The sequence below is a fragment of the Paenibacillus sp. GP183 genome, from assembly GCF_900104695.1.
GTDB lineage: Bacteria > Bacillota > Bacilli > Paenibacillales > NBRC-103111 > Paenibacillus_AI.
In genome coordinates, this window is sequence record NZ_FNSW01000001.1 from 2,295,390 (window position 1) to 2,320,929 (window position 25,540).

At 38.2% G+C, this 25,540-nt stretch carries 31 protein-coding genes; 4 read left to right on the forward strand and 27 right to left on the reverse strand.

From position 1 onward, the window contains the following. Positions 1-111: 111 nt before the first annotated feature. The 8 genes from BLV33_RS11390 to BLV33_RS11425 all read right to left on the reverse strand — a co-directional run bounded on the left by BLV33_RS11390 (position 112) and on the right by BLV33_RS11425 (position 8,498). Positions 112-744, reverse strand: a complete 633-nt coding sequence (locus BLV33_RS11390; protein WP_090791136.1) for a LysE family translocator — start codon at positions 742-744, stop codon at positions 112-114. Between the two features lie 270 nt (positions 745-1,014). Next, positions 1,015-1,641 (reverse strand): LysE family translocator, encoded by a 627-nt coding sequence (locus BLV33_RS11395; protein ID WP_171909114.1) that lies wholly within the window; start codon positions 1,639-1,641, stop codon positions 1,015-1,017. 218 nt (positions 1,642-1,859) lie between these two features. Continuing rightward, positions 1,860-3,125 carry a sensor histidine kinase gene (locus BLV33_RS11400; protein WP_090791140.1) on the reverse strand — a complete coding sequence of 422 codons (1,266 nt, stop codon included), beginning with the start codon at positions 3,123-3,125 and terminating at the stop codon, positions 1,860-1,862. 511 nt (positions 3,126-3,636) lie between these two features. Then, the gene (locus tag BLV33_RS11405; RefSeq protein WP_090791142.1) at positions 3,637-4,149 is read right to left on the reverse strand and encodes a P-loop nucleotide/nucleoside kinase family protein; all 513 of its coding nucleotides are present in this window, start codon (positions 4,147-4,149) and stop codon (positions 3,637-3,639) included. A gap of 157 nt (positions 4,150-4,306) precedes the next feature. Next, positions 4,307-4,972, reverse strand: a complete 666-nt coding sequence (locus tag BLV33_RS11410; protein ID WP_090791145.1) for a hypothetical protein — start codon at positions 4,970-4,972, stop codon at positions 4,307-4,309. 123 nt (positions 4,973-5,095) lie between these two features. Beyond that, positions 5,096-5,614 carry a GrpB family protein gene (locus BLV33_RS11415; protein ID WP_366414804.1) on the reverse strand — a complete coding sequence of 173 codons (519 nt, stop codon included), beginning with the start codon at positions 5,612-5,614 and terminating at the stop codon, positions 5,096-5,098. 353 nt (positions 5,615-5,967) lie between these two features. Next, positions 5,968-7,626, reverse strand: a complete 1,659-nt coding sequence (locus BLV33_RS11420) for a phospholipase D-like domain-containing protein (RefSeq protein WP_171909115.1) — start codon at positions 7,624-7,626, stop codon at positions 5,968-5,970. 200 nt (positions 7,627-7,826) lie between these two features. Then, complete coding sequence (locus BLV33_RS11425) at positions 7,827-8,498, reverse strand: HAD family hydrolase (protein WP_090791152.1); 672 nt, start codon at positions 8,496-8,498, stop codon at positions 7,827-7,829. Between the two features lie 480 nt (positions 8,499-8,978). Between BLV33_RS11425 and istA the strand changes: the two genes are divergently transcribed. Both istA and istB read left to right on the forward strand, forming a co-directional pair. Continuing rightward, positions 8,979-10,514 (forward strand): IS21 family transposase, encoded by a 1,536-nt coding sequence (gene istA / locus BLV33_RS11430; protein WP_090791154.1) that lies wholly within the window; start codon positions 8,979-8,981, stop codon positions 10,512-10,514. Further along, entirely contained in the window at positions 10,507-11,274 is a 768-nt protein-coding gene (gene istB, locus BLV33_RS11435; RefSeq protein ID WP_171909116.1) for an IS21-like element helper ATPase IstB, read from the forward strand. Before istA ends, istB begins: the two co-directional genes overlap by 8 nt. A gap of 7 nt (positions 11,275-11,281) precedes the next feature. On the opposite strand, the gene BLV33_RS11440 is transcribed toward istB, so the two are convergent. From BLV33_RS11440 to BLV33_RS11475, 9 genes are all read right to left on the reverse strand, one after another. Further along, positions 11,282-11,467, reverse strand: a complete 186-nt coding sequence (locus BLV33_RS11440) for a hypothetical protein (RefSeq protein WP_090791160.1) — start codon at positions 11,465-11,467, stop codon at positions 11,282-11,284. A 112-nt stretch (positions 11,468-11,579) separates the two neighbouring features. Continuing rightward, on the reverse strand, positions 11,580-11,759 hold the full coding sequence (locus tag BLV33_RS11445) for a hypothetical protein (protein ID WP_090791162.1): 180 nt from the start codon (positions 11,757-11,759) through the stop codon (positions 11,580-11,582). A 213-nt stretch (positions 11,760-11,972) separates the two neighbouring features. Further along, positions 11,973-12,416 carry a hypothetical protein gene (locus BLV33_RS11450; protein ID WP_139305725.1) on the reverse strand — a complete coding sequence of 148 codons (444 nt, stop codon included), beginning with the start codon at positions 12,414-12,416 and terminating at the stop codon, positions 11,973-11,975. Between the two features lie 105 nt (positions 12,417-12,521). Beyond that, positions 12,522-12,881, reverse strand: coding sequence for a phage holin family protein (locus BLV33_RS11455; protein ID WP_171909117.1), 360 nt, complete (start codon positions 12,879-12,881; stop codon positions 12,522-12,524). A gap of 216 nt (positions 12,882-13,097) precedes the next feature. Continuing rightward, a complete protein-coding gene (locus BLV33_RS11460) occupies positions 13,098-13,583 on the reverse strand; it encodes a GyrI-like domain-containing protein (protein WP_090791170.1) in 486 nt (161 codons plus the stop codon). 188 nt (positions 13,584-13,771) lie between these two features. Next, a complete protein-coding gene (locus tag BLV33_RS11465) occupies positions 13,772-14,194 on the reverse strand; it encodes a methyltransferase family protein (protein ID WP_366414805.1) in 423 nt (140 codons plus the stop codon). Positions 14,195-14,341: 147 nt separating this feature from the next. Beyond that, positions 14,342-14,845: a hypothetical protein gene (locus BLV33_RS11470; protein ID WP_090791172.1), complete on the reverse strand. Its 504-nt coding sequence runs from the start codon at positions 14,843-14,845 to the stop codon at positions 14,342-14,344. 212 nt (positions 14,846-15,057) lie between these two features. Continuing rightward, the gene (locus tag BLV33_RS29305) at positions 15,058-15,222 is read right to left on the reverse strand and encodes a hypothetical protein (protein ID WP_171909118.1); all 165 of its coding nucleotides are present in this window, start codon (positions 15,220-15,222) and stop codon (positions 15,058-15,060) included. Positions 15,223-15,328: 106 nt separating this feature from the next. Further along, entirely contained in the window at positions 15,329-15,589 is a 261-nt protein-coding gene (locus BLV33_RS11475; RefSeq protein WP_090791173.1) for a hypothetical protein, read from the reverse strand. A 179-nt stretch (positions 15,590-15,768) separates the two neighbouring features. Here BLV33_RS11475 and BLV33_RS28750 point away from each other — a divergent pair, with 179 nt between their 5' ends. Beyond that, the gene (locus tag BLV33_RS28750) at positions 15,769-15,993 is read left to right on the forward strand and encodes a hypothetical protein (protein ID WP_139305726.1); all 225 of its coding nucleotides are present in this window, start codon (positions 15,769-15,771) and stop codon (positions 15,991-15,993) included. A 259-nt stretch (positions 15,994-16,252) separates the two neighbouring features. Here the strand turns inward: BLV33_RS28750 and BLV33_RS11485 are convergent, their stop codons facing one another. The 8 genes from BLV33_RS11485 to BLV33_RS11520 all read right to left on the reverse strand — a co-directional run bounded on the left by BLV33_RS11485 (position 16,253) and on the right by BLV33_RS11520 (position 22,747). Next, positions 16,253-17,062 carry a GNAT family N-acetyltransferase gene (locus BLV33_RS11485; RefSeq protein WP_253187037.1) on the reverse strand — a complete coding sequence of 270 codons (810 nt, stop codon included), beginning with the start codon at positions 17,060-17,062 and terminating at the stop codon, positions 16,253-16,255. Positions 17,063-17,306: 244 nt separating this feature from the next. Then, positions 17,307-18,134 carry a hypothetical protein gene (locus BLV33_RS11490; protein WP_090791180.1) on the reverse strand — a complete coding sequence of 276 codons (828 nt, stop codon included), beginning with the start codon at positions 18,132-18,134 and terminating at the stop codon, positions 17,307-17,309. A gap of 261 nt (positions 18,135-18,395) precedes the next feature. Beyond that, positions 18,396-18,590, reverse strand: a complete 195-nt coding sequence (locus BLV33_RS11495; RefSeq protein ID WP_090791182.1) for a hypothetical protein — start codon at positions 18,588-18,590, stop codon at positions 18,396-18,398. A gap of 195 nt (positions 18,591-18,785) precedes the next feature. Beyond that, complete coding sequence (locus tag BLV33_RS28755; protein WP_139305727.1) at positions 18,786-19,310, reverse strand: hypothetical protein; 525 nt, start codon at positions 19,308-19,310, stop codon at positions 18,786-18,788. Positions 19,311-19,503: 193 nt separating this feature from the next. Next, positions 19,504-20,052, reverse strand: coding sequence for a HEAT repeat domain-containing protein (locus BLV33_RS11505; protein ID WP_253187038.1), 549 nt, complete (start codon positions 20,050-20,052; stop codon positions 19,504-19,506). 65 nt (positions 20,053-20,117) lie between these two features. Then, complete coding sequence (locus BLV33_RS11510) at positions 20,118-21,362, reverse strand: translocation protein TolB (RefSeq protein ID WP_090791186.1); 1,245 nt, start codon at positions 21,360-21,362, stop codon at positions 20,118-20,120. 138 nt (positions 21,363-21,500) lie between these two features. Then, positions 21,501-22,133, reverse strand: coding sequence for a hypothetical protein (locus BLV33_RS11515; RefSeq protein ID WP_090791188.1), 633 nt, complete (start codon positions 22,131-22,133; stop codon positions 21,501-21,503). Positions 22,134-22,285: 152 nt separating this feature from the next. Then, on the reverse strand, positions 22,286-22,747 hold the full coding sequence (locus BLV33_RS11520; RefSeq protein ID WP_090791190.1) for a hypothetical protein: 462 nt from the start codon (positions 22,745-22,747) through the stop codon (positions 22,286-22,288). 302 nt (positions 22,748-23,049) lie between these two features. On the opposite strand from BLV33_RS11520, the gene BLV33_RS11525 reads away from it, so the two are divergent. Then, positions 23,050-23,490 (forward strand): hypothetical protein, encoded by a 441-nt coding sequence (locus BLV33_RS11525; RefSeq protein ID WP_090791192.1) that lies wholly within the window; start codon positions 23,050-23,052, stop codon positions 23,488-23,490. A 179-nt stretch (positions 23,491-23,669) separates the two neighbouring features. On the opposite strand, the gene BLV33_RS11530 is transcribed toward BLV33_RS11525, so the two are convergent. Together BLV33_RS11530 and BLV33_RS11535 are read right to left on the reverse strand one after the other, a co-directional pair. Continuing rightward, positions 23,670-24,029: a hypothetical protein gene (locus tag BLV33_RS11530; RefSeq protein ID WP_090791195.1), complete on the reverse strand. Its 360-nt coding sequence runs from the start codon at positions 24,027-24,029 to the stop codon at positions 23,670-23,672. Positions 24,030-24,233: 204 nt separating this feature from the next. Continuing rightward, positions 24,234-25,055, reverse strand: a complete 822-nt coding sequence (locus tag BLV33_RS11535; RefSeq protein ID WP_090791197.1) for a class I SAM-dependent methyltransferase — start codon at positions 25,053-25,055, stop codon at positions 24,234-24,236. Between the last annotated feature and the right edge of the window lie 485 nt (positions 25,056-25,540).

Genomic DNA, 25,540 nt, shown 5'->3' on the forward strand with positions numbered 1-25,540 from the left:
GCTATCGTTATCCGTTAGTTCAGCAGGCTACCCATGGTGCCGGCAACCTGTCTGTGTGATTTATTTAGCTCTTGTTTTCCGAGAGCAACAAACGGCTTTATAATTAATACCTTACTGCCGGCGTTCAAAAGCAAGACGTAATGCAAGACCAGTCAAGACACTTCCCATAAGCCAACGCTGTACCCGTAACCACGTAGGTCGTGTGCTAAACCAAGCAGCAACCCTACTCGCTGCAAGCACAATCAAGAGGTTAACCGTAAAACTAACGGTTATTTGTATAAGACCCAAAGTCGCACTTTGAATAAACAAAGAACCCCGAGAGGGATCTTCAAACTGAGGCAGTAGTGAAACATACAGGATAGCTATCTTTGGATTGAACAGGTTAGTCATGAACCCCATCAAAAATAACTTCTTTGGCGGGTCAATAGAAAGAATTCGAGGCGACAGAATAGATGCAGCTCCAGGCTTGATGGCATTCCATGCAAGCCAGAGCAAGTAGGCAGCACCTGCGAACTTTACAGTTTCGAAAACAAATGGAACCGCAGTAAAAAGAACTGTAAGCCCGAACATTGTTGCAATAATGTAAACAATGAAGCCAAGCATGACGCCAAGAAGAGAGATAACCCCCGCCAATCGCCCTTGTGTAATAGAACGAGAAATTAGGTAAATCATGTTAGGACCAGGAGAACAAACCATACCAAGCGAAACTAATGCAAAAGCTAACAAAATACCGAAACTCACCATAATTTTCTCCTTTCTGTATCATATCGAGACCCTTTTTAAATTGTTTACCAAGTCTATGTCCCTTCTGATTAGTGTCAATCCGAATTCTTGTTGTGTTGCCCGTTACTTCAATAAACGAAAAGGAGCCTGCCTCATAGCAAACTGCTCGACTAACGTACCGTTAGTTGAATAAGGCTCTTGAATTTCTTATATTTTCTCTTCTTTCTAAGCCGATTTTTAAGCATAAAACAAATGCCGCCTCCGTTTTGAAAGCGGCTCCTGGTTATGATTTTATGATGATCTTAATCTTAACTCATTCCACAGAATTTTAAATCCGTATCCGATGTAAATTGCACCAAATGCAATATCCAAACCTTTCTGTATGCGTTGCACGTAGTTACGAATAATGCGAACTCCAATCACATAAAGAATGGGAGCATACCATAATGAGTTCCCCACAAAGAAGGTAACAGCAATCTCTAAGGGGGATGTTGCTAGTTGTTTAGCGGTAGTGAACTGCGGAAAAATACTGAGAAAAAACAAGCTCACTTTTGGGTTTAAAAGATTGTTTAGAAAACCTCTTTGGAATGCTTGATAAGCATTGATTGTATTTGTAGTTTGAGAAAGAGTGACATTTTTCTTTCCTTTCAACTTTCCGAGAAGATTCTTGAGACCAAGGAAAATGAGATATGATGCACCTAAAATTCGAACAGTCATAATGGCTGAGGCTGAATGTTCGAGAATCTGAGAAAGTCCGAAGATTGCAAATGTCATATGACAAAGAAGGCTAAGGCGATTGCCCAACAATGTCACATACCCAATTTTTCTCCCATGTAATAACGTGTGATTTACCATTAAGAAAAAATCTGGACCAGGCGAAGCAGCAAGTGCAAATCCAAGCCAAAAGATAGTTACCACTTTTTCACCTTCCATCGAATATTTATAATACTTTAGCACCATTCAGGGTGAATGATCAACAATTTTTTCCTTCCTAACTAATTAAAAAACTATCAATATTCAACATTACTGCCCGTTACTTTAATATAAAAAGGGGCGTGTATTAATGTTTCCCGTTAGCCATCCATGCCGCTAACTCTTCACCATAGAATAATGAAAATCCGCTTCACACAGCTCGCTTACAAGCTGTTTTGTAATTCTAAAGGCAAAGAGATGGTGCAAACCGTACCTATGCCTTTTTCACTTTCGTAAATAATTCTTCCTTTCATCGCCTCAATGATTCGTACTGCAACAGAGGTACCGAGTCCTGTCCCACTTTCTTTCGTTGTATAGAACAGTGTCCCGATTCGCTGGATCTCATCTGGGGTCATCCCTTTGCCTTTATCAATTATTTTGATTTCAGCTTGATCATCTTTTAATTCCAGTTTTATTTGTACCACTGCCTTTTCCATTGAAGCTTCTACTGCGTTTTTAATTACGTTGACTAATGCTTGCTGGAGTTGACCACGATCGGTATGCACATAAATTTGCTCTTCCACTCCGCTATCGAACTGTATTCCTTTGTAACTTGCCAATGGCGTTAATAGACTAGTGATATTCTCGATTAAATCAGATAAAGAAAACTTCTCGTATTTTGTCAATTTTGGCTTTGAAAAATTCAAATAATCATTAATGATTGCCTCTGCTCTTGCAATCTCATCTAACGCAAATTGTAAGAAAATTCGATTTTTTCCCTCGACGATTGTTGCACTCATGAGTTGTAAAAAGCCTTGAACAACGGTCAACGGGTTGCGGATCTCATGTGCAATGGATGCGGCGACTTCACCTAATATCTTTAGCTTTTCCGCACGTTGAATTTCCTCTTTCATTATAGCTCGTTCAAAGTTAAATTCCTGAAGGGTGCAAGATAACCAAGTCCCTATTGTTTGAATCAATCCAAAAAACAAAATTGCCCGGATAGGCTCAAAATCCAAGGGCTTTTCAACCTGTTTAAGGAGTGTAAATGATATTAGAATAAGCAACATCACAATAGAGGGGATTACGGAAACGAGGATCACTGCTCTTATTCGCCGGCGTCCGGTTAATCGGCCGATTTTCTTGGCAAATAATAAAGGCACCAAAAACGCCAACGTAATGCTTATATATCCAAACAATATGGCATTTCCGCCTAGATAAGTCCGGGTAGCCAAGATCATTAAGTAATTGATGAAACCGGCAAGCGGCCCACCGTACATCGTAGAAATCACAAGTGGGACATACCTGAGATCCCAGTACAAATCTAGTGCGTAGTATGAGAAAATCAAACATAGTGATGACGAAATCCCATACAAAAGACCTATCACATATGGAGATTTGAAGTGCTGCCAACGATCACCAAAAGCTGTATAGACTAAAACTGGAGCTAAGACGATAAGGACGTTAAGAAATAATTTTTCTAGAAACATAACCTTATGCGAGCCCCTTATTAATGATTAATAAATCAATGTAAATGTTATTTCAGCACTTGGATACTACCACAATGTCAAAACACTTTTGTCCTTTACGTTAAACTTGGAACAAGTTCATTGGATGAGCAGGCATCCCCGACCTTTTTGTCTATTCCCTTTTTATTCGATTAATTCACCTATATAACTCAATAATACTAAACTTTATTGTTGAATGCTATCGTTTCATGACGTGTGTATTCGACTTAGATTGTTACCTATTTTGATCGAAATAAATGGAATTTCAAATAAACCAAATTTGATATTTTTTAGAAAAAACTACTCTAATATAATAGCTTATATCCATAAAAGTTAATTTTATCCATATTACCTACTTTGCATTCTCAATTTTTCATAATCTTGAAATTTATTTTGCTTTTATTATGCATAACTGCGATAAAGCTGGACGAAGGACTGCCTCGAGGCAGTCTGTATTGCACTATCGTTACCCGTTAGTGGAGAAACTCTTTAATTATTGTAAATAAGCTACAACCTTATCCAATATTGAATCCACTGATTCAATCGTATCAACTACAAGTTCACCACCCATCGGTCTAATACTTAAGTCTTTATAGTAATTTTTAAGCTTATCAAAATCAGTTATTAATTGGTTTGGAAGAGGATTAAGTTTTCTAATATTGAACCGATCAGCCCAGATTTTTTCATCACTGCAAATACAAAGAATAGATTTAAGAACATAGTTATGGTTTTCAAGCCAATGTGTAAAGTTTCTCATTTCCTGTTCTTTATTGAAAGGGAAATCAAGAATATATTGTACATTCGAACAAGCATTCGTTTGCAACAGGCGATACAATATGCCATAGGATACTTTATTTCTTTGTTCATGATCCTCGTTATAATTGGCTATAACATCGTAAAAATCATCTTTGCGAATAATGGGGATATTTAAATCGGAACCTAATCGATTTGAAATCGTTGTTTTCCCAACCCCAGGTCTTCCTCTTAATAATATGACCTTGGCCACAAATACTCCTCCATCCCCTTAACTTTTGCCTACAATTATAACATGAAATTACCCTATATCTGGAAGCCAGGTAAGTTAATATATCCCCACTACCACTGCCCGTTAGCTGAGCAACTGAAAAACGGCTGCCGCAGCAGCCGTTTAACTATCGTACCCGTTAGTTGAGCAATAAGTTATCAAAATATGTTACCAATGGATTCAATGGATTTCCGATTTTTACATTCAACTCACGCTCAACTTTATCGGCAGGTTTCACCATAGACAATTGAGCAACAGAAATTTTCTTGCTTTTTTCTGATGCAAGTACCCCCTTTATGTACTTTGATACTTCTTCAACATACTGCTCTTTTCTTCCTTGCATTATTAGCTCGAAAGTATTCTCTATGACACGTGTCTCAATATTACTAATTAGCTTATCATGTGCAATTGCTAATTCATTAAGCCTTCTCATTGTCCCTTCGACAGTAGCAGGATTAGTGAATAAAAGAATTTGTGGTTCAGTTATATTCCAAACGTAATTAAAGAATGGCTCATCAATTTTGATTATAGGAATGGATGTTTTAAGTCGGTCTTCTTCAAGCATTGCAATATAATTAGTACATGTAATGAGAATGGCATCGACATTCGCTTGTGAGATCCATTCTATTTGTTCGATGACTTTGTTTTTGGCTTTTGCTTCATCAAAATTATTATCTGTTGTAATTCTACTCATCAACCCAGGGTCCACAAAATGAATCAATTCAAATTCATCGGAGGTAATAGCATTTTGAATATACTCAATATTTGAATAGTGGGCGTGCAAACAACCAATTTTTTTCTTCATCAAGTAACCACCTTCTTTATTATCCTCTTATTGTAGCACATTCCTTTAGAAAACTGCCCGTTACTTCAATGAGAATAGAGGAGCTGCAAACTGCAAGCTCCTCCAACTATTGTTATCCGTTAGTTAAATATTTTGTTTTGCCAATTCGATAATTGATTGAATGAATGGTGCTTTCATTTTAGTATAAGTTACTCTATCTTCAGCATATAAGGAAGCAAGTTGCTTCTTTAAATGGGTATATTCTTGTACTTTCTCTGGATGGCTTCTTAGGTAATTACGGAATAAAAGATTATTGTTCCATTCATCGCTGTTTATTTCATAAACATGTAGATGATGAGTGCCTTTTCGCCATTCCCCTTTTCTAAAGAATCGGCGACTCGGAAAGTCCTCTTTGGGAACATATTCGTAACCAATCGCTCTTAAAGGTTCAATAAAAGAGTTGGCTTCACTAAGTTCATTTAATCCAACAGCAATATCCAGTATCGGTTTAGATGGCGAACCATTAATTGAGGTGCTTCCTATATGCTCAATGAAGACGGTCTTATCACGTAACGCTAGTCGAATCCTTGCTTTTTCATGCTCAAACTTCTCATTCCATTCTAATTTATATTCTTCAATGATGACTTCTTTAGCCAAACTCATCCCCCCTATTTACACGCCAATTGTTTACCATTAATTAACACAATTATATACCAATTTTTGAGGGGTTACTGCCCGTTACCTCAATAAAAAAAACAGGTCACCGACTCGACTGCTCAGATTGTCTTTATAAAGCTATCGTTATCCGTTAGTTGAACGAATCTGGTGCCCAGTAGAATACTATCTCCAGGTGTAGCCATTATAAGCCATTCATTACCAGTGTATCCCGGACCATCTCCTGCACCCGTCATCAATAAAAAATGGAGCAGCCTTGGTAGCTACCCCCTTGTCATTGATGTAGCTGGCTTCTCCCTTTTACGAAGTAAGATTGCCAATCTACATTATGCGTAAATAAATTAGAGTTTTTTCAACCAGAAGTTGTCCTTTGCTTTTTGTTGTAGGAATCCATCCTGCCAAATATCTGTTACCGATAATCCATCCCAATGAGTATCTCCCATGCCGCGTCGAAAACGCCAACGATAATGATCATACAAAGATTTGATATTAACTGCATAAGATATTGCTAAATCTCGATCATTTTCAATGATGACCAAGTTCTCGTCGTTTTGGGCACTAGCTTTCGAACCCATATTGTGAGAACCGGTTATTACGACAGGATGACTACTTAAGGGATCGATCACAATGACTTTGCTGTGAATAATGGCATGTCCAATACCACCAGGTGCCTTAAATTGATTGGCTTTTATTTCATTCGCAAAATAAGCACCTGCTTCTGAAACTCCATTTGGGAGGATAACTTGAAAATTGGAAGGGATGTAATTGCCACCATGGGTTAAGGAAATTGTTTTATCACTATTCTCCAAATCCTGATTAACTACACCACGGATATACAGTGGGATAAGTCTGGCCCTTTCGATTACATCATCGAGCAAAGTTCCTTTTTGAAGAGAACCGGGGTTAAATTGCAGGAAAAGAATGCCTTCTTTGGCGTTTTGAATAAACCTTGAAGCATAAGTCATTTCTTCTTGATGAGGAGTCGGGGTAAAATAAATGCTTACCTTGTTTTTACCAACCATCTCTGTTTTTACTTCCGCATTGGCATTCTTCAAATCAGTAGTTTCTTCATTTCCCGCCTGAGCCAATCGGTCCCATTGATCACGGAAAATTTGAGCGGTTTCGGAATCCTTGATTAAAATAGCGTTGTTCGCCTGTGTACATAATCCAGTTGTTGACCAATTTGTGCTGCCCGTCCAAACGGAAACAGGATTCTGCTGAATATCACAGATGACCATGAATTTGTTGTGTCCTAAATGAGGGGCCCTTAACATTCGGTCGCGTACATCCACGTTATTTTGTTTAAGTCTTACTCGAGCAGCGGCATTTTCATCGGACCCCGACGATGCAGATCCATTAGCTAAAACAACGTGAGCACGATTTCCGAATTCGCAAAGTGCTTCAATTAACTGAGGGTCATTCAATTCAAACACCGCGATATAAACATGACCGCCATTGATTCGCGTCGTATTGAGTAATTGGATAAGTTCTTGACCCAAACGCCCTGAAAGAAATTTACGGACAGCAGAGTCCAAATTTTGCAGTTTTTCCTTTAATACTTTCACGGGTGGTTCGCTCGACCCATCAATTTGGCGGGCAATCCATTGGCTCATGACGATGCCACGATTAAAAAAAACTGATAGTACGGCTTTTTGTTGATCATTACTTATCGTAATGATGTCCGACCAATTACTAGCGAGATGGTTTTGCGGCTCTAAATCGTCTTTCGTACCATACATTGGAACGACTTGATATTGAAGTGAATCACCAGGGTTCACGTCATAATCAAACCAGGAAAACTCTTGAATCGGCCATACATCGCTCGGCTTTTTTATTCCAGACGGATTCGATTCTCCAGAAAATCCAACATGATTGGCGACAATTTCTTCATATCCATTAATTTTTCGATGAAGGGCAAAACCAAGACAGTCAGCCAATTTATCCTCTATTGACCACAACACATATGAACAATCACCATTTGCGTATACCACTAGTTTCATCATTGCCCTCCTTTCTGATTACATCCCAAATGAAAATTCGGTAATTGCATCTCTATACCTTTTATTATTACTTATGATTACTGTCCGTTGGCACAGCAGACCACAGAGTTTATCACCAGCTGCCTGCTTGATCTTTGTTATGGAGCTATCGTTCTCCGTTTGTTTAATGAGTTTTTGCTTCGATCGTCGTTGTTTCTTGATCAGTACATTAATGATAACAATTGATTTAATGAATCTATTTGGTATTGCGGCTTATCATATCCTTCAACCCACGGATGGATGCCACGTATCCAGACTGGAGTTATTCCAGCAGAAGATGAACCAAGGATATCATTGACTGGATGGTCGCCGATGTACCAAGTGTCAGAAGCATTGACATTTATTTCTCCAAGTGCAATAGCAAAAATTTTCTCATCTGGTTTCTTAACGTTCACTGATTCAGAAATAATAATGGTACTTAGATATTCACGAATACCTAATGCATCTATCTTTCTATTCTGAGAAATAGAGCCGCCATTTGTAATAATTCCAAGCATAATGCCTAGTGATTTTAGGTTGTCTAACACCTCGTACATGCCAGTTATTGCGGTACTACAAAGAGGAAATGTTGAAGCCCAATGCTCATTAATTCGGGAAGTTTCAGGAGGCTTATATGCCCAAGGAAGCTCCTCTGTTAGTTGAGCAAAAACCTCCTCCCTTGATCGATATCCATTTCCGTCAGCAATCTTCAATAATTGATATATCTCTTCAGGAGATGTGACACTTAAATAATTATCAAAACTCTCAAGAAATGCATAACTATACTTCATAAGTGATTGGCTTCTATCGGTCAAGGTTTCATCAAGGTCAAAAAGAATTGCCTTAGGTACCATTCATTAACTCCTCCCGAATGTGTACAAGACTGTATAACGTCATGTTTCTCCATTTTAACATAGCTTCCATTTATTTTGCATTTCTGCCCGTTAGTGGGAAAAGGACTGCCACCCGGCAGCCCTTCGCTGTTCAACTATCGATATCCGTTAGTTCAATGATATATCATCTTAGATATTTTTATTATTTTTTTACAGACTAGGCACCATGTACCCATTTTGATATATGAGGAGGCCAATGTGCGTATTCCGGTGACATCCGGACACCCATTCCGGCAACATCCGGACAGCGTTCCGGTAACATCCGGACAGCATTCCGGTAACATCCGGACAGCGTTCCGGTAACATCCGGACAGCATTCCGGTAATATCCGGACAGCGTTCCGGTAACATCCGGACACTCATTCCGGAATGATCCGGACACCTTGTCGAGTTATGAAAATAACAGGTACTCTTTAATCAGACAGATTAAGGAGGCCAATCGATGAGGAGGATGGAAATGTTAAAGGCAAGAGAGATTTTAAGATTAAAACATGAGATTGGCCTTTCCCTGAGAGAAATAGGACAAGCCTGCAATTGCGGAAAGTCCTCGGTTTCCGAAACGTTAGCCCGGGCTGAAAAAGCAGGACTTACATGGCCAATCGAGCTTACAGATAAGCAACTGATGTCCGCTTTGTATCCCCCCGTAGAAAGCAAGACACTCCCCCTCGAACCAGATATGGATTACGTATTTAACGAAATGAAGAAAAAAAACGTCACGCTAATGTTGCTATGGGAAGAGTACAAGAAAAAGAATCCCGCCGGGATCATGTATAGCCAATTCTGTGAACGCTACAGGAACTTTAAAAAACACAATAAGATTTCCATGCACAAAGAACACAAAGCTGGCGAGGAAGTCGAGGTCGACTGGGCAGGAGACACTATGTCCTACGTCGATCCAAGCACAGGAGAAATAAAGAAGGCCTACCTCTTTGTGGCCGTTCTACCGGCAAGTGCTTATCCTTTTGTTTATGCGTATGGAGACCAGAAAACGCCAAATTGGATCGATGCACATGTGCGGACCTTTGAATATTTCGGTGGCGTTCCGAAAGTAACGATTCCCGACAACACCAAGACGGCTGTGATTAAATCCGATCTGGTCGACCCTGTCCTAAACAAGAGCTACAACGAAATGGCCCGACATTACAGAACAACCCTTGTTCCTGCAAGGGCAGGTAGACCGAAGGATAAGGCGGCAGATGAGAATATGGTAGGCATCGTGTCAAGAAGAATCATCGCTGCCCTGAGAAACACGCAGTTTTTCAGCCTCTATGAGATCAATCAAGCCCTGTCGGAAGAATTAGTAAAGTTGATCCTTCGGCCCTTTCAGAAGATGCAAGGCAATCGATTGACGGCCTTTGAACAGATAGATAAACCCTGCTTACAGCCCCTGCCTGCCACAAAGTACGAATATTCCGACTGGCGAGAAGGCAAGATTCAGTTCAATTACCATATTGAATATGACCGTTTCTTTTACAGTGTTCATTACGCTTATGTCAACCAATCCTGTTCCGTACGAGCGACTACCAGAGTGGTAGAAGTCTATGTCGGCAATGAAAGGATCGCTGCCTACCCAAGAAATTATAACGCATCAAAAAGGTATACAACGCTACCGGAACATATGCCTGAGGAACACAAAGCGGTATCCGGATGGAGCTCAGAGCGTTTCCTGTCATGGGCAGAGAAAACAGGACCCCATACACGTGAGCTGATCAAACAATTGTTGGAGAGCCGGGAATATCCCATGCAGACCTATAGGGCTTGTATGGGAATTATGCGGTTCGGCAAAAGCTATTCTGCCGAAATTATGGAACGTGCCAGCCGGGATGCACTGGATAAGAATACCTGCTCTTTTAAATATTTCAGTATGATCCTCAAACAATTGACGGTACGAGTTACAACCATCAGCGATGAAAAAATCATCCAACATGACAATGTACGGGGAAGCAGTGCTTACACAGGGGGTGGTTTCCGTGCTTAATAACCCCACCATTGAAAAGTTAAAAGATATGAAACTCAAGGTTATGGCTCAAATGCTGGACGAATCTGACGCCTCTTGGAGAGAACTCTCCTTTGAAGAACGACTCGGCATCATGGTGGAAAAAGAATGGCTATCGAGAAAGAACGCCAGAATTAAAAGGCAATTATACAGTGCTTCTCTAGGGTTGAATGCATGCCTGGAGGATATCGATTATGCCGCCGATCGGACCATCGATAAAAAGACCATACAAACTCTGGCCACTTGTGCTTTTATGGAGCAGAAACTGAACATTGTGATCACCGGGAAAACAGGAAGCGGCAAATCTTACCTTGCATGTGCGTTCGGAAATAACGCTTGCCGAAAAGGGTATACCGTCAAATACTACAGAATCCCTGAACTCCTTATTGAAATCCAAGCGGCTAAAATCGAACACCGGTACACAGCATTTATGAAGCAACTGCAAGGTGTGAAGTTGCTGATCCTGGATGACATCGGCCTTAAGGCATACACCTTAGAAGAAAGTCGTGACATCCTGGAAATAACGGAGAGTCGGTATAACAAAGCATCCACATTGATCGCAGGGCAGATGGCCCACTCGAAATGGTATGAATTATTCCCGGATCCAACGACAGCTGACGCCATAATGGACCGAATTATCCACAACTCATATGTCTTATCGTTGGATTCAAAGAAATCCATGCGGGAAGTGATGGCCGAAAAAACAATAAAATCTATTGAAAACAATACTGCATTATCGTAAGATCAAATCACTCGACAAAGTGTCCGGATGTTTCCGGTTTAGTGTCCGGATGTTTCCGGTTTAGTGTCCGGATACTTCCGGAATCGCCGTCCGGATCAGCCGGAATACGCAGCCAATGATCAGTGTCAGCAATATCGTCAGCTTGAAAGAACGTTTCAGTAATGAGTTCTCCCTCCTGTAAAAAATTCAGCATTCATCCATTTCGTAGTCAAACGTAATATTTCCACAATCATCAGTGATTCATTCATAAAATAAAAAGACTGCACCAAGTGAACTTAGTGCAGCCTGTGACACGGGCGATAACATTACGTGAAAAGCGAACGCACAGCGTGGAAAATGAGTAAGCCGCCAAAAACAATCATAGAGACAGTACCAATAATGTGAAGGATTGGGTTCAGACCTGATAAAACTGTTCCTGGTAATGAGGATAGAACCAGGGCATACCCGCCTACAACCCCGCCCATATAGGCCATAAACTTATTCATCGTCTCTCACCTCTTATTATGGTATACAACCATCGTATGTTTAAGAGGTTCCTAATGTTCTGGGTGTGTCCCGATTTTGTGCAAGTAATCGTCGAAAGCATGGAATTTCGGTATATCGCTGAAGTTCTACATCATTATCCTGCCAGTTAGCGTATTACATAAAAAACGAGCAACCGCTATTCAACTATCGTATCCATTAGTTGAAAAACTTCTTTAGGAAACATTATTATGTTCCCCTTTATTTTTTACATTCCAATTTAGTAGGGCATCCAATCCAAGTAACACATGGAAATAAATTAGTGAAACCAACGGGAAAAACGTCGCTTGCGGGTAAAAAAGAGTCGAATGTGGATTACTACTTTTAAGCCAACTAATGATCACTGGCAGACAACCCGTGAAGGTATATATTATAAACTTAAAAAAATACCCTTTCCTATTGAACAACCCGAAAGTCTTTGTGATTTGGTCAATTCCAATAGACAACCAAATAACCACAATCAAATTCAATGCCAAGGAAATGAGCACACCCAAAAAATACTCTTTTTCAAATCCAAAAGGTCTTGCTGGATCACGAAAAAAATACGTTAAGAATGCGGCATAAAATCCTACCAGAAATGGCGATAGTAACGACGCAATGACACGTAATCCAATTTTCATGTCTATTTGCCCCTTTCTAAGCTCTGCCCATTCAGTCAGGGGCAAGCTCCTCCATTATCGTTCTCCGTTAGCCTGTCTTCTTCTCCTGATAAAATCTTAACCCCTTCAATCCTTTTTGCTTTTTACTTTTACTGTAAAGATGCTCAATACAATGGTAAGAATCACAAATGTCCAAAAACCATGAATTTCAAATCCCGTTAAATATTTATTAAGAAGCCATAACTTTATTGGTGTCAACACAAGCGAAGCTACGACTAACAATGGAGTCGTTAAACAACCAATCCCAATTACAATGGAAATCATTGAAACTGTTAATAAAAAACCGTAAATGAAACTGATAACAAACATAAGCACTGTTGCAAGTATCAATGTTTTTGTATCCGATATGGATATATACTGATTGAAGTATTGACTCCCAAACCAAAAAACAAAAAATGTAACCAGTATGTTGAGTATGTTTCTCAAATACAGTCCTCCTTGCTTTCTACTGATACATACTGACCACGATATCTTTATTGAATTTCACCATTTAATACTTCTTTATAAAATTCCAAACACTTCTTACCTGCCCGTTGGCACAGCAGGCCACCGTTTATCACCGGCAGCCTGCTTGATCTTTGTTATGGAGCTATCGTTATCCGTTAGTTGAAAAACTATTTCAACTTGGTAAATAGTCAGTGATTACTTATGCTTTATCGGGAAATGTAACAAAAAAACTGCCTTTCCTCGTTCTAACGGTGAGTGGACTGTCGAATACAACTCGAACCCGTAAGTTCCGGCTTGTTCATACTCTGAATTATTAATCCATTCATACAACTCCCCGTAAGCATCACCGGCTCTATCGATGTCTCCTTGGTATTCTAAAACAGCATAGGTCGCATTAGGAAGTTCGTATGAGATCATACCTACTGGCGGCTCTACATAAGGACTAACTTCTACACCAGCTATCCAAGTAAATAGGTCAGTATCAGGATTGTAATTTGGCGGATCGATGAAAAGTCCATATGTATTTGGAAGACCAACAACACCGCTCACCTCTTCTAGTCTTTCATTAAACGATTGTTGGAACTTCGGAATTATCTGGTGTTCTCTTGTATCTTGCAACAAAGTTTCAAGCTTCATTCCAATGATACGGGAGTGTTCTCTTTCAATAATTCTTATAGCCATCCCAACGACCTCCTAGATAAGTTATATTATTGCCCTTGTACTTTCTCCAAGGAAGTCAAAATCCCCTCTTTTTGGGAGTTGGTTTTGTTCAGCAATTCTGCCCGTTACTTCAATGAATTAGAGGAGCTACTAAACTGCAAGCTCCTTCACTATTGTTCTTCGTTAAGGAAATTAAGGAACCCGAATTTTTAATATAAAAATGGAATTAGTCTCCACGTTTTATGTTGAAATTGTCTGTATTTTTCTCCGAATTTTGAAATAAGGGTTTGTTCTTCAACATTTATGCGATAAGAATATGCAATGAAAAACAAAACAATGTTGATTCCTACGGCTGTCAATGATGATGTGGAAATTGCGAACCCTAAATAAGTAAGAAATGTCCCCAAATAACCTGGGTGACGAATATATTGGTACCATCCACTCTGAACTATCGAGTGTTCACCCTGAACTCCTATATTCCTACTGTAAAAACGACCGAGATTTTTCATCGACGAATACCTAATCCGAACACCTAATAAGCCAATAATAATCCCTATATACAGTAATGAATTAACTTGATTAGTAGAAAAAAAATGAATCAATGATGGAATTATGACCATCCATGTCAACATTGCTCCAATTAAGATACTTGAACCACGATTTTGTTTTTCTTCTTTATCGGAGTCCTTCTATAAAATTCCAACAGAAAATAAATAACTATGGGCAAATAACCCAATGAAAACATAATATTCACCTCCATACATCAGTGTAAGACCTTTTTATGGAAAGGTCATTAGCCCCTTATCAGGTGGATTTGCTTTTTTAACAAGTTTACCACCATCAAAATGTCGACCGTAAGTTTTTACAAAGGTAGTGAATTCCTCAGAAGCAGGAAGCTGCCCCTGATGCTCCCACGTTAAAAAATAGGACTGCACTTTTCCGCTATAAAATACCCAGCTAAAAAATCTTCGAGCAAAATTGTGGAAGCCTCTTGTCCTGAATTGATTCATACGCTTACCATCTATCCAAACAGTCGTTGTTTGCCCAATTCCTCCTTGCATTTGACCAGTTAACTCCGCATATAGCAGGTCTTCATTTTTGGTCATTGATTTCATAATGAATCGAGTTAAAATCCCATTTATAATCAAGCGTGGAATATTGAAAAATTCACCTCTTGTAACAGAAATAATTGCACCTGGTGGCAACACTATATTTCTATCTCCCAAAGTAAATGTGGCTCCGTACTTATTATTGGGGTCTTCATGTTTTGTCCATGTTTTCAATAAAACTCCTCCTGATTTCAAATTAGTTATTTATATTCCTTTAGGAAGTGAACCAATTCTGACATATTTTTTTTAAATCACAGTATACTGCCAGTTAGCTGAACAGGCTACCGTATTAAATCTGCAGAAGCCTGATGGGGTATTTTATTGAGTTATCGTAACCCGTTAGGGGTGTTGGGAAGTCCTTCGTCCTTTTATGGAATTGTAGAATATCACATGCCATTTTTTTCTTTGAGTTCTTGTTCATCTGGATGTAAGCCATACCCAATAACCCTACTCCGACCCCAAGTCCCCCCCCATACTTCCTCATGTCCTGTAAAATAATCAATCGCACCACCAATTAATACACATGCACCCATAATTAAACCAGCATTCATTCGTCATCCCTCCAATTCATCATTAGGTAAATTATACCATTATAACGCCTTCCTAAAAATCCGCCTATAGAATTCAAATCCGTTAAAGACTTTGTTTATTGGAGCATTAATCCTTTTTAAAATATTCAACTACCAATACAATCAAACCAAGAACAAACAAAATGATGCCCACTATGAATGGGACGCCTAAAAATAAGCTCTGTACAACTTCATTTCCATATTGTTTTGCACCGAATATGGCATACCAAAGCCGTGAACCCTGCCAATTGGTGATATTTGGAACATACAAAGCTGCGGTTATAAAAATAGCTGAAGATATCAAAGCCCCAGTAAACATAAGTATGCTACCTATTAATGTCTTTTTCACTACTAAAGAACCTCCATCCACACTACTGAATGAACTAACATAACTTTCTTATCATAACTAAAATTAAAACGCTTCCATCGATTGGAATGTTACACTAAACTGCTTGATACTTCAATAAACCAAAGAGGAACAGGCACGAAGCAAGCTCATCCACGCAAATTATTTAAGTGTTTGGTCTTTTGAACGAATCTTTCCAATCCATCATCCATTTTGGAGCTCCATACATTTATTTACATACGTTTGCCCCTGGTTACAGCTACGCTGGTAATGGGATTTTAGGGATTTTAGGGATTTTAGGGATTTTAGGGATTTTAGGGATTTTAGGGATTTTAGGGATTTTAGGGATTTTAGGGATTTTATTGATTATTGGGGGATATTTACAAGTGCGAAAATTGAAGAAGTAATTTAGAAAGTGGGCTCCTACGAAGCGTGAAGTCCCGCTCCAGTACCGGTCCACGTACGGTGGTTTTAGTTGCGTCGCTCGATTATCTCGTTGTACTTGAACTTCTCCTGCCACGTACGTCATTTGTTTTATAATCTTGTTCAACATTTCTGCCCGTTAGCTTAACGCCCCACCCATTTTAATACTTTATTTTGATGGATACTAGCGAAGGTTTTCAAACTACATTGAAGTGGGACACAAAATTCGATTTTTCAATACTTTCATTTAAAAAGGATAACGATTGAATCCATTATCGCTTCATATCCAATTTGAATATAAATTTTATTGGAAGTAGGATTACTGAGATCAGTGTATAAACTTGTTGTTTTATAACCACGATCTAACAAGAATTGAGTGAAAGCTGAAACACAATCAGAGGCATATCCCTTTTTTCTTTCACTAATCGGGGTGTAAACATAGCTGATTGTAATATTATTTTGGGTTGGACGTGTAGCATAAGCCATGGAAACCAATTCTCCGTTCACTTCCCACGCAACTAAATTTCCTTTATTAATCATTACTTTAGCTTTACTATCTGCTTCTTCTATACTTATAGGTTGGTTAGTTTCATAGCAAAACTGATATACCCACTCTTTTATGGTGTGATGATCCTTTTCTATAATTCTCCGAAGCTTTCCATTTGTATTTGTTTTTTTCTCAACTTTTTCTAGTTTATAAATTTTTTGGTCCATAAAAACACTTGCTTGAATCCCTTTTACGTTCGAAATATACATAGCTAGTTCAGTAGTTAATTTCTTTTCACCTATAAAGCCAGGTATTTCTCGAATTGTGTTATTCAACTTTTCTCCTATAACGTGTATTTCCTTTGATGTAAAAGATACTGATTTTGATAAGATAATTTGACGAGGATGTGTTTGTAGTAAGACCAACCCTATCTCGTTGTCTTTTATTACAGTAGACATAAAAAGAGGACTTTCATCTTTTTCACTTAAAGATTGCAAGACACCTAATACTAAATTGTTTTCAGCTTCATGTTGTTCTAAGAAAGAGATCACATCTTTCTTAAACAATGTAAGATCCTCATACTTTATAAGTTTTATCAAACAAACCATCTCCCCTTTGGTTAGTTCTTGAATGATCAACAAATATTTCTAATAAAATACTCTAGAAAGACTAATTTATCCTTCAAATGAAAAAGTTTTATTTTTGTGCCTCTTTTTAAACTATCCTGCCCGTTTAACACAGCAGGCCACCGAGTTTATCGCCGGCAGCCTACTTGTGTTATTTATTCAACTATCGCTTTGGTTAGCTTAATCAGGAACTCTTATGCCCTTGTTCCAATGGAATTACAACTTCCCAGGAACCTGGGCGATCAACAATCCCAACATTAGTCATTAATTGTATATTCGAAAGAGTAAATTTGACGCTCTTGACTGAGATCGGAATAGGCTCAAATGTTGCAGTTGCCTGTACAATTGTTTTCTCGTCAAAGGGAATAGAGCTAATGCCGACCAGCTTCTTACCGTTATCAGTAACAAGTTCCGTTGCAAATCCGCGGACACCTGGTGACAAACTAAAGCTTACAGTTGCTGATTTACTGGTCATTGTGATGCTGTCAATTTTCAATATTCGTCCCAATGCTTCTACTTTTAAATTGACTGGGAAAGTACCTGAATAAAGGGTATCCGTCGGATATTTCACAAAAAAGTTTGTTGAATTACTAACGTATGAATCTAAGCTCAACTCTACTCGATAATAACCAGGATCTGAAGGTGCCGTCAATGTTACCTTTTCCTCAACAGTTGCATTATCCCCCAGAGGAAGCTGTTTCCAATGATCGATGTTGTGTATCATCAAAGGTTCTTCTCCGTTGGCTTGACCGAACTTATAAACCCTTAATTGTGGTGTACCATTTATCTTTATCTTTCCATTTGCCTTAAGTTTCACATTTACTTCTATGGTACTTTCTTTCGTTACTTCTGATTGTTTCAGCTCGATTATGGAGATTACACTACCTTCAGTAGAAACAGCAGGACCTCCGTGGTATTCGCGTAACATTTGCTTATCATCAGATTTTGGAGTGATTGAACAACCTAAAATAACAAATAAAGTTAATACTGTTGTTATTAATACCTTATTCATATCAATTTCCCCCAAGTAATAATTTCCTGCCGTTATAATTGACATGTAAATTCAAAATAATGTTTCACAACACAAATGGGTAAATTATGTTAATTTGAGATACTCTTTTATTAAACTCTCCTGCCCGTTAGCACAGCAGGCTACCGAGTTTATCACCGGCAGCCTGCTTGATCTTTGTTATGGAGCTATTTAGCTGAATAGCCATTCTAAAGGTTTATAGAAAAATGAAAAAACCACCCAAAAGTGGTGGTCGTGTTCCCATTAATTATGATGGTTGTCTTTATCTTTTTTGAGTTCCTTAAGTAACGCTTCAATGTTTCGAAGACTTCGACTAGTCTTTTGGGAGTTAACCACAACAATTATGATTGAAACGATTAACAACAACCAAAAGACAACAGATAAAATCGGCATAACTAAAGCCCATATTGGAATTTGCATACCTTGTGCAGGTCCCATTACTATAATCGACCACCTTTTTTTATTATACATCTCTCTGTAAATCCTAGAAGTTCCTTAGCAAATCTAATCTTCTTTAATTGACTGTATTCGACAGTAGAACAAAATAACCTTGTTCTTAGCTAATCTACCCGTTAGCTGAGCAGGCTGCCGTCGGTAGCTGTCATTGTGATTTAGTTATCCGTTAGTTAAAACTCATCTAACTTCTATAACAAAAACTGATGATGTGTCACCTTTCGAAAATTTACCATCATCGGTTTTCCAGAATGCTGAAATGCCGTAGTAATAAATACCTTTTTCTTTTGGGGCATTAAAAAAACCATCATTCAAAGGAATTTGTATCGTTTTATCATCAACAAATTGCTGTTCTTTCAACTCGTTAGGTGCTGGTTTATAAGCAAACGAAACCTTAATATCTGCTTCAGGAGTTACAACGGTAGGGGGAATCCCTTTTAACATCGTTTTTCCTCTTACATAATCTACACACCCTAAATAGTCCCAACAATAACTACTTTGGATAACTGGAATTTGTGTTTGCCCCGAAGTTACACTAGGAAGCGGTGGAGATTTTTTTATAATTTTAATGTCAACGCTCCTTGCGTATCCTTCAAATCTTGTATTTACTACTAAATTTCCCGCAAAAGGAGTTAAATAAATGAATGCTATCAATAAAGCTATAAATCCCGTTAAAGCTATAAACAATGGTTTTTTTAAACGCATGCCAAGCTCCCCTTTACCTAAATACCACTTTAACATAGACGATATAATGCCAAAAAAGTTACATCATTTCATGTGAAAATGTATTAAGCAAACCTGCCCGTTAGTTCAACAAAGAACAGGAGCAACCCATTTACAGTTGCTCCGCAATCGTGTCCTGTTAGCACAATAAGAAGTTGGTTGATATATATTTAAGTTATATCTTCTTTAAGCTAAATAGCTTTTCTAACGTATCAGAAATTATCTGGTGTTGACGTTCTATTTCGTTTAAAGCATCCTTTACTTTTAAGATTGATTTTAATAATATTTCGTCCGATACTTCTGAGTTCATAGCTTCAATAAGTTGATATGCTTCAGCTTGGACTTCAAAATTTCCTGTTATCAAATGGAAAACCAGTGTTTCTAAGTGTCTTGAACAATCAAATGGTTTCAATGCATATAACAGTGTACCTCTTGCTCCCAATGTTTTTGGGTGATTTATCATATCAATCAGTGGCTCAATGGCTTCTTCGCTTCCAATATCACTTAAAGTAATTGCAATAGAATTTCTCAAAATATTACTGTCGGTGCTTTTTAAATATTCTATGAGTAGGGGAATGGCTTCTTTTAGTTTATTTCTGCCTATCTCCTCTAACATGCTTTCAACTGTATCCATTTTGTTTCTTACTATTGCTTCTCGTAATAAATCTAAATCCACGCTTTTTTCCAACCCCTTATTTAGTTGTAATTCACCCCATTTTAACACCGGCAAGTTCTCCAATAAAGTGTCCAGAAAGTACAATGGCCCCTGTCAGATAGCCATATTTTGCATTAATGATGAGGATCATACCATGCAACAACGAGACTCCAACTCCGCCGTTCATAATACGCTGAGCCTGTATTAATATTTTTAATTAACACTTTCGCATCGCTTCCATCAGGGTTCGAATTCCACACATCCCCATGCTCCCCGTCCGATCGGATCCAGGTCAGTTTTTTGTTTTGTTTGAGAAAATAGGGACCAAAATCTCCGCTTTTTTTAGGGGGGTTTGTGATTTGTCTCTGTTCATTGTTTTGAATGTTCACGTGATATAACGCCGGTAATGGTCGCTTCACCGGGTCATTCGACCATTCACTTTCCTTTGACCTTGAAACGATAATAAAGCGATCATTTACCCATGTAAAGTCCCGATCGACAAATCCCTTTGGTGTAAAGGAAGGTGGTTTCAAAGCAGGGAAATCCTTGACCTTCAAATGTTTATTCTGAATAGCGATTCTGCCTTCTCCTTCTATATAAGCGAGCGAGTCCTTTCCTGGAGCCCATTGGAACCACTCTTGATAATGAAGTGTTTTGTCCAGTTTTTGAAATCTTTTGGCGTCAGAAGACAATACGCATAAGGTGTTACTATCCGCTGACCATGATGCCGTCGGATTTGCAATAAATGAAATCCACTTTGTATCGTTTGACCACTTGAATATGCTTGTGCCAATGGCAAAAAAACTAGGTGATTCTGGAGGAAGCGTATAAAAATGTTTGATCTTATTTCGGTTCATATTGGCGTCTGCCGGTACCAAAAACAATTTTACGCTCGTCCAACCGGTTGGAAGCAACTGAGATGTGGACGAAACTAAAAAGCCACTGCCGTCTGGAAGCCAGGAATAGTTACCAACCCCCAAAGAAACGTTCTTAATGGCTTCGACATTATCGCGGCTAACTTTTGTAATGTTTAAAACTCCACCTACTTTAAATGCAAGTTGATTCTTTTCGGGTGACCATTGATAATTTTCACCGTCTGGGTAGATCCGAAAATGCTTATTACTTTCCAAGCTGTATACCCATATCTCATGTTGTTGTTCTCCAATGGAATACGCAATAAACTTTCCATCAGAAGACCATTTTGGGGCACTGACCTTTTGGTTTTTGGTTAATTGCATCTCAAGATCATCCGTTTTAAACCACAAATCATCGCTGCGAATAAATGCAGCTTGTAGTTTTTGCCCTTCTGGTTCAGCAAATCCGACTTTACAAATTAGGATAGATATGAAAATACTGAAAAATATGATAATTACCTTCATTGTATTAGCCCTCCTCATAAAGTGTATGAGGAGTATTTTTTGCCATTAGACCCTAATTATGCACCCGTTCGCTCAGAAAACTGCCGATAGTAATTGTTTGGCAGCCTTCTCCATTTATGAAATATGGGGTCCAAATGTTTATTCCGTTTGTTGTATCGCTCCTATTTTTCCAGTACGAAGATTTATCATTATTTTCATGGCTTCAAAATGATCAACAGCTCTAACCCAGACAATCCAATCATTATCGACTAATTCGATTGATGCAAATTTCCATTTCCAATTAGTTTCCTTAGTAGCATAATCAAGTGCAATTTGTATAGCTTTGTCTGTACTGATGTTCCCCTTTACTGCATTATCATAAAAAGCTTGATACGTTGCCTCATAATCTCTGGGAGACCAAAACACTTCGTGTCCCTTATTTTTACTTCTAAAATCCATGCCCTTATATAACGTAACTTTGTTTTCCTTAAGTTCACATATACTGTTCGCATATGTAAGAGATAAACCTACGTTAGGATATTTTTTTTTCAATAACACCATTATCTTAGTTCCTTTTTCTGGAAAATCGAAGGTGTAATCATGGATCATATTTAGATCACGATTTAACACTATTTCCTTTTCGGTTATCTTACCTTGCAAAACGGATTCCACTGATATAAAAACTTGTATATGTTTATCTTCATAATTCTTTTTCTTAATTTCTCCAACAACGATGAGGTCTGACATATCAATCAATTGTTGTGGCGTAATGCTTATTCCAATTTTTCTCATGATTCCACTCCTATCAACAGTTTGTTAATATTGAGCAGACTGTCTATGATGCCTGCAGCCTGTCCGTCATGCTGCCATCATTCTTCTTCCCTCAGTTTAGCATAACAAAATACTACTTCTTCCAGAAATTAACTCCGATACCTTTAAGCATATTATTTATCTTTGGGCGGATTGTTAAGATTAAATTCTGGTTTAAAAAGTTTATTCTTTTTTAAGAACATCATTAAATCATATTGGATATTTACAGCAATGACACTATTCTCTTTTGTAAATATCAAAAGCGTAGGATAATACGTCTCCTTTTCACTTATAAACAATGCAACCTCAGTAACTGTCCCTGTTATCCACTGATTTTCGACTTTCAGAGGAGGAACCAGCTCAATCTTTAATCCTATCCCGCTATCAGGCTCCATCTTTAAAGAGCCAACTGTTCCAGCAATCGAGGATAACCATTTCTCAACTTCACTTTGCAAATTTGCAGAGTTTTTTATTATTTTTATAACTTCACCTTTCTGGATGTCAAACACTTCGGCCCCATCAAAAGCATGGACCGTTTGATCGTTGAAGCAAATTAGCTGAACGATTATGGTAACTACGAACATAAGTTTTTTCAAGTTATTATCACCACTTATACTCCAAATTTACACATATGATGCCCGGTGTTTTAACATTTGATTAAGATATCTCTTTTTATAACGTTCTACGGATCCTTTAGCTGATCTAGAGCATATCAAAAAGAGTTGCCGCGGTAGTTCTTTATTATTGGTACAATTTCCTTTCTTGAGTTATCGTTGTCCGTTTATTTCGTCAGTTGAAGAACACATTGTTATATAAAACCCATTTATTACTTCTTGCTTCTTTAAAAGATAATTTTCTATAGTAAGATATAAACATGAAAGAACAGCAGGAGAAAAACATGAAAAAACAGGTTTGGAGAATTTCAATAGTTATTATCATTGTCATTATCGGGGTATCAGTTTGGTTTGTTAAACAAATTCCAAAAATAAACGGCAAACCTGTCTACGACGTAACCATTTCTGACCCACAAGGCAAAAACGTAGTTGTCCATTGGTTGCCAAATTCCAATAAGAACTTCATTAATACATTATCGCGAGCCTTAGATCTTCAACAAAAACTGGAGCCGATTAATCAAAACCCAGCAAATTATTGGATTCATACTCGCTTTAAGGATGGAAATGATGCCGATTTCCTACTCTGGCTTGAAAAAAATCAGCCGGCTTCCTTTGTTTCTGCTTTTAGGGGGCGTGATGGCATTATGACATATGGAGGAATTCAATCTTCTTATCGAATTCCTGATACGATAAGAAATGAGTTATACGATTTAATTAAAAAATGAACTCCATACAACCTATTTTAGGAGAAAAGGCTTGGCAACTTTGTGCTAAGTTTTTTTACACCTTCTCTTTTTCATCTATACTGCCCGTTAACGCAAAGACGGCTGCCCCCCGCGGCAGCCGTTTTGGTGTTGAACTATTGTAATCCGTTAGTTGAATACTCGAATGATTGTAAAGCGTATTACTGGCTCAGCAAAATGATTTCTTTTGCCACCAGATTTAGTTGCTGTCCTTTCTCGATTTCCTTGATATTTTCTGACTGCATAAGAACGACCCTTATGTTAGATTCCAAAGGGAAGTCTGTTATCTTTAAGGTCGTTCCATGTTCATCAAGGAACTTTGTATTATTGGTAACTTTAACGTTACAAAGGTAGCCAATACCGTTGATGTTTTTACCTTTTCCATTATTAACTTCGTCGGAACAATTAATAATAAAGACGCCATCTTTAATTGAGTCGAGTTTTCCTTGGAACGTTTTTATAGAACCGCAACCAACCAATAAAAGACCAATCAAAGCGAACAGAATCAGAGGACGCCGCAATATCTTTTCCCCCTTTCAACATAACAATATAGACGAAACAACGTTTGAATTGTTCCGCTATTCTGTTAGTTCAGCAAGTAAATGCTTTATGCCGAAGTTTGATGTTCGTGTCCGTCATAGTAAACAGGCAACTGCCTCATTCAACTATCGTTCTCCGTTAGCTTAATGGGAATATCGAATATCTATTCCCTTTACTGTAATACGCTATATTGCTTTGCCAATCATTAGAGAATGATAGTTTATAACTTTTAGACCTTTGGGTGTAGCGTTTTTATAAAATATTTCCTCTACGTCGTTTAGGCATTCACGCCAAACTATTTCCTTTAGTTTCTCGTTCTGACCAAAACATTTTTTGATTAATACATCCTCTGGACTCGACAGGTACTCAACTTCTTCGATAATCTGTATCTCTACCTTCTCTAAACTACTCTCGAAAAGTTTTCGCTCACACTCGATTTTTATAATTTCGACATGGTCATCACGAAAAGGAGTATACAAACCAGGAAAGAGTTTCCTAAGTCCTCCATCAGTCCCGCCGTGATACAGTCCCATTGCAATTCCACCAGACTTAATAACTCTATGTCCTTCATCAATTCCTTTATGATATAACCAGGGTCCTTTTTTTGTGTATACCACATCAAAGTGATCGTCAGGAAACGGTAACTTTTGATCAGCATCTACAACAATAAAGTTAATTGAGTCATTGGTGTTTCTTTTTTTTGCCGATGAAATAAAACCTTCAATTAGATCAATACCAATGACTTCTTTTACTTTGTGTGCGAATGCAGTCGTGAATTCACCGTGACCACATCCAACATCTAGTACCCGAGAGCTATTACTAAGATATGAGGAGATCTTATTTGCAAATATCATTTCGGCTCTTGGTTCTTCAAATTCCGACTTCCAAGGATACTTGTACCCCCCGGTTTCTAAAGCTAAATTTGTATACCATATTGCAGTCTGAGGTGGAATCCATTCGGGGTGCTTCATCGGGTCAAATAGTAGCTTTGGGTTTCTTTCTGACACTCAGGCCAACTCCTTCTCAAAATGGACGTTATAACTAAAACCATTCGTCAATCTTTCTGAAAACCCCTTTTTTTACTAAAAACTGGATAACTAGTTATTTGTGCTAAACTGCCCTGCCCGTTACTCCTTCAATAAACCAAAAAGAGGAGCTGCCCCAAGCAAGCTCCTCCACTATCGTTCTCCATTAGTTCAGTTTACTCATGTGAGAAAGCGTTAGCGAACGTTTATTTCATAAGAAGTAACGTCTGCCGATGTCACTCTTCCATAACCTCTCTCGATCACATGTTAAATTCCGACTATTTTTTTAATGATTTCAATTCTTGTTTTAATTCTACAAGTTCGTTCTTTAACTCTTGTAAATGGGAGTTAAGATTTGAATCATTAATTGCACTACGGATGATCCAGAACAAAATAAGTGAACCAATTATAAAACCAAATACAGAAATTAGAATACCAAGCATTTTATCCCCCCTAATTACAGAAAT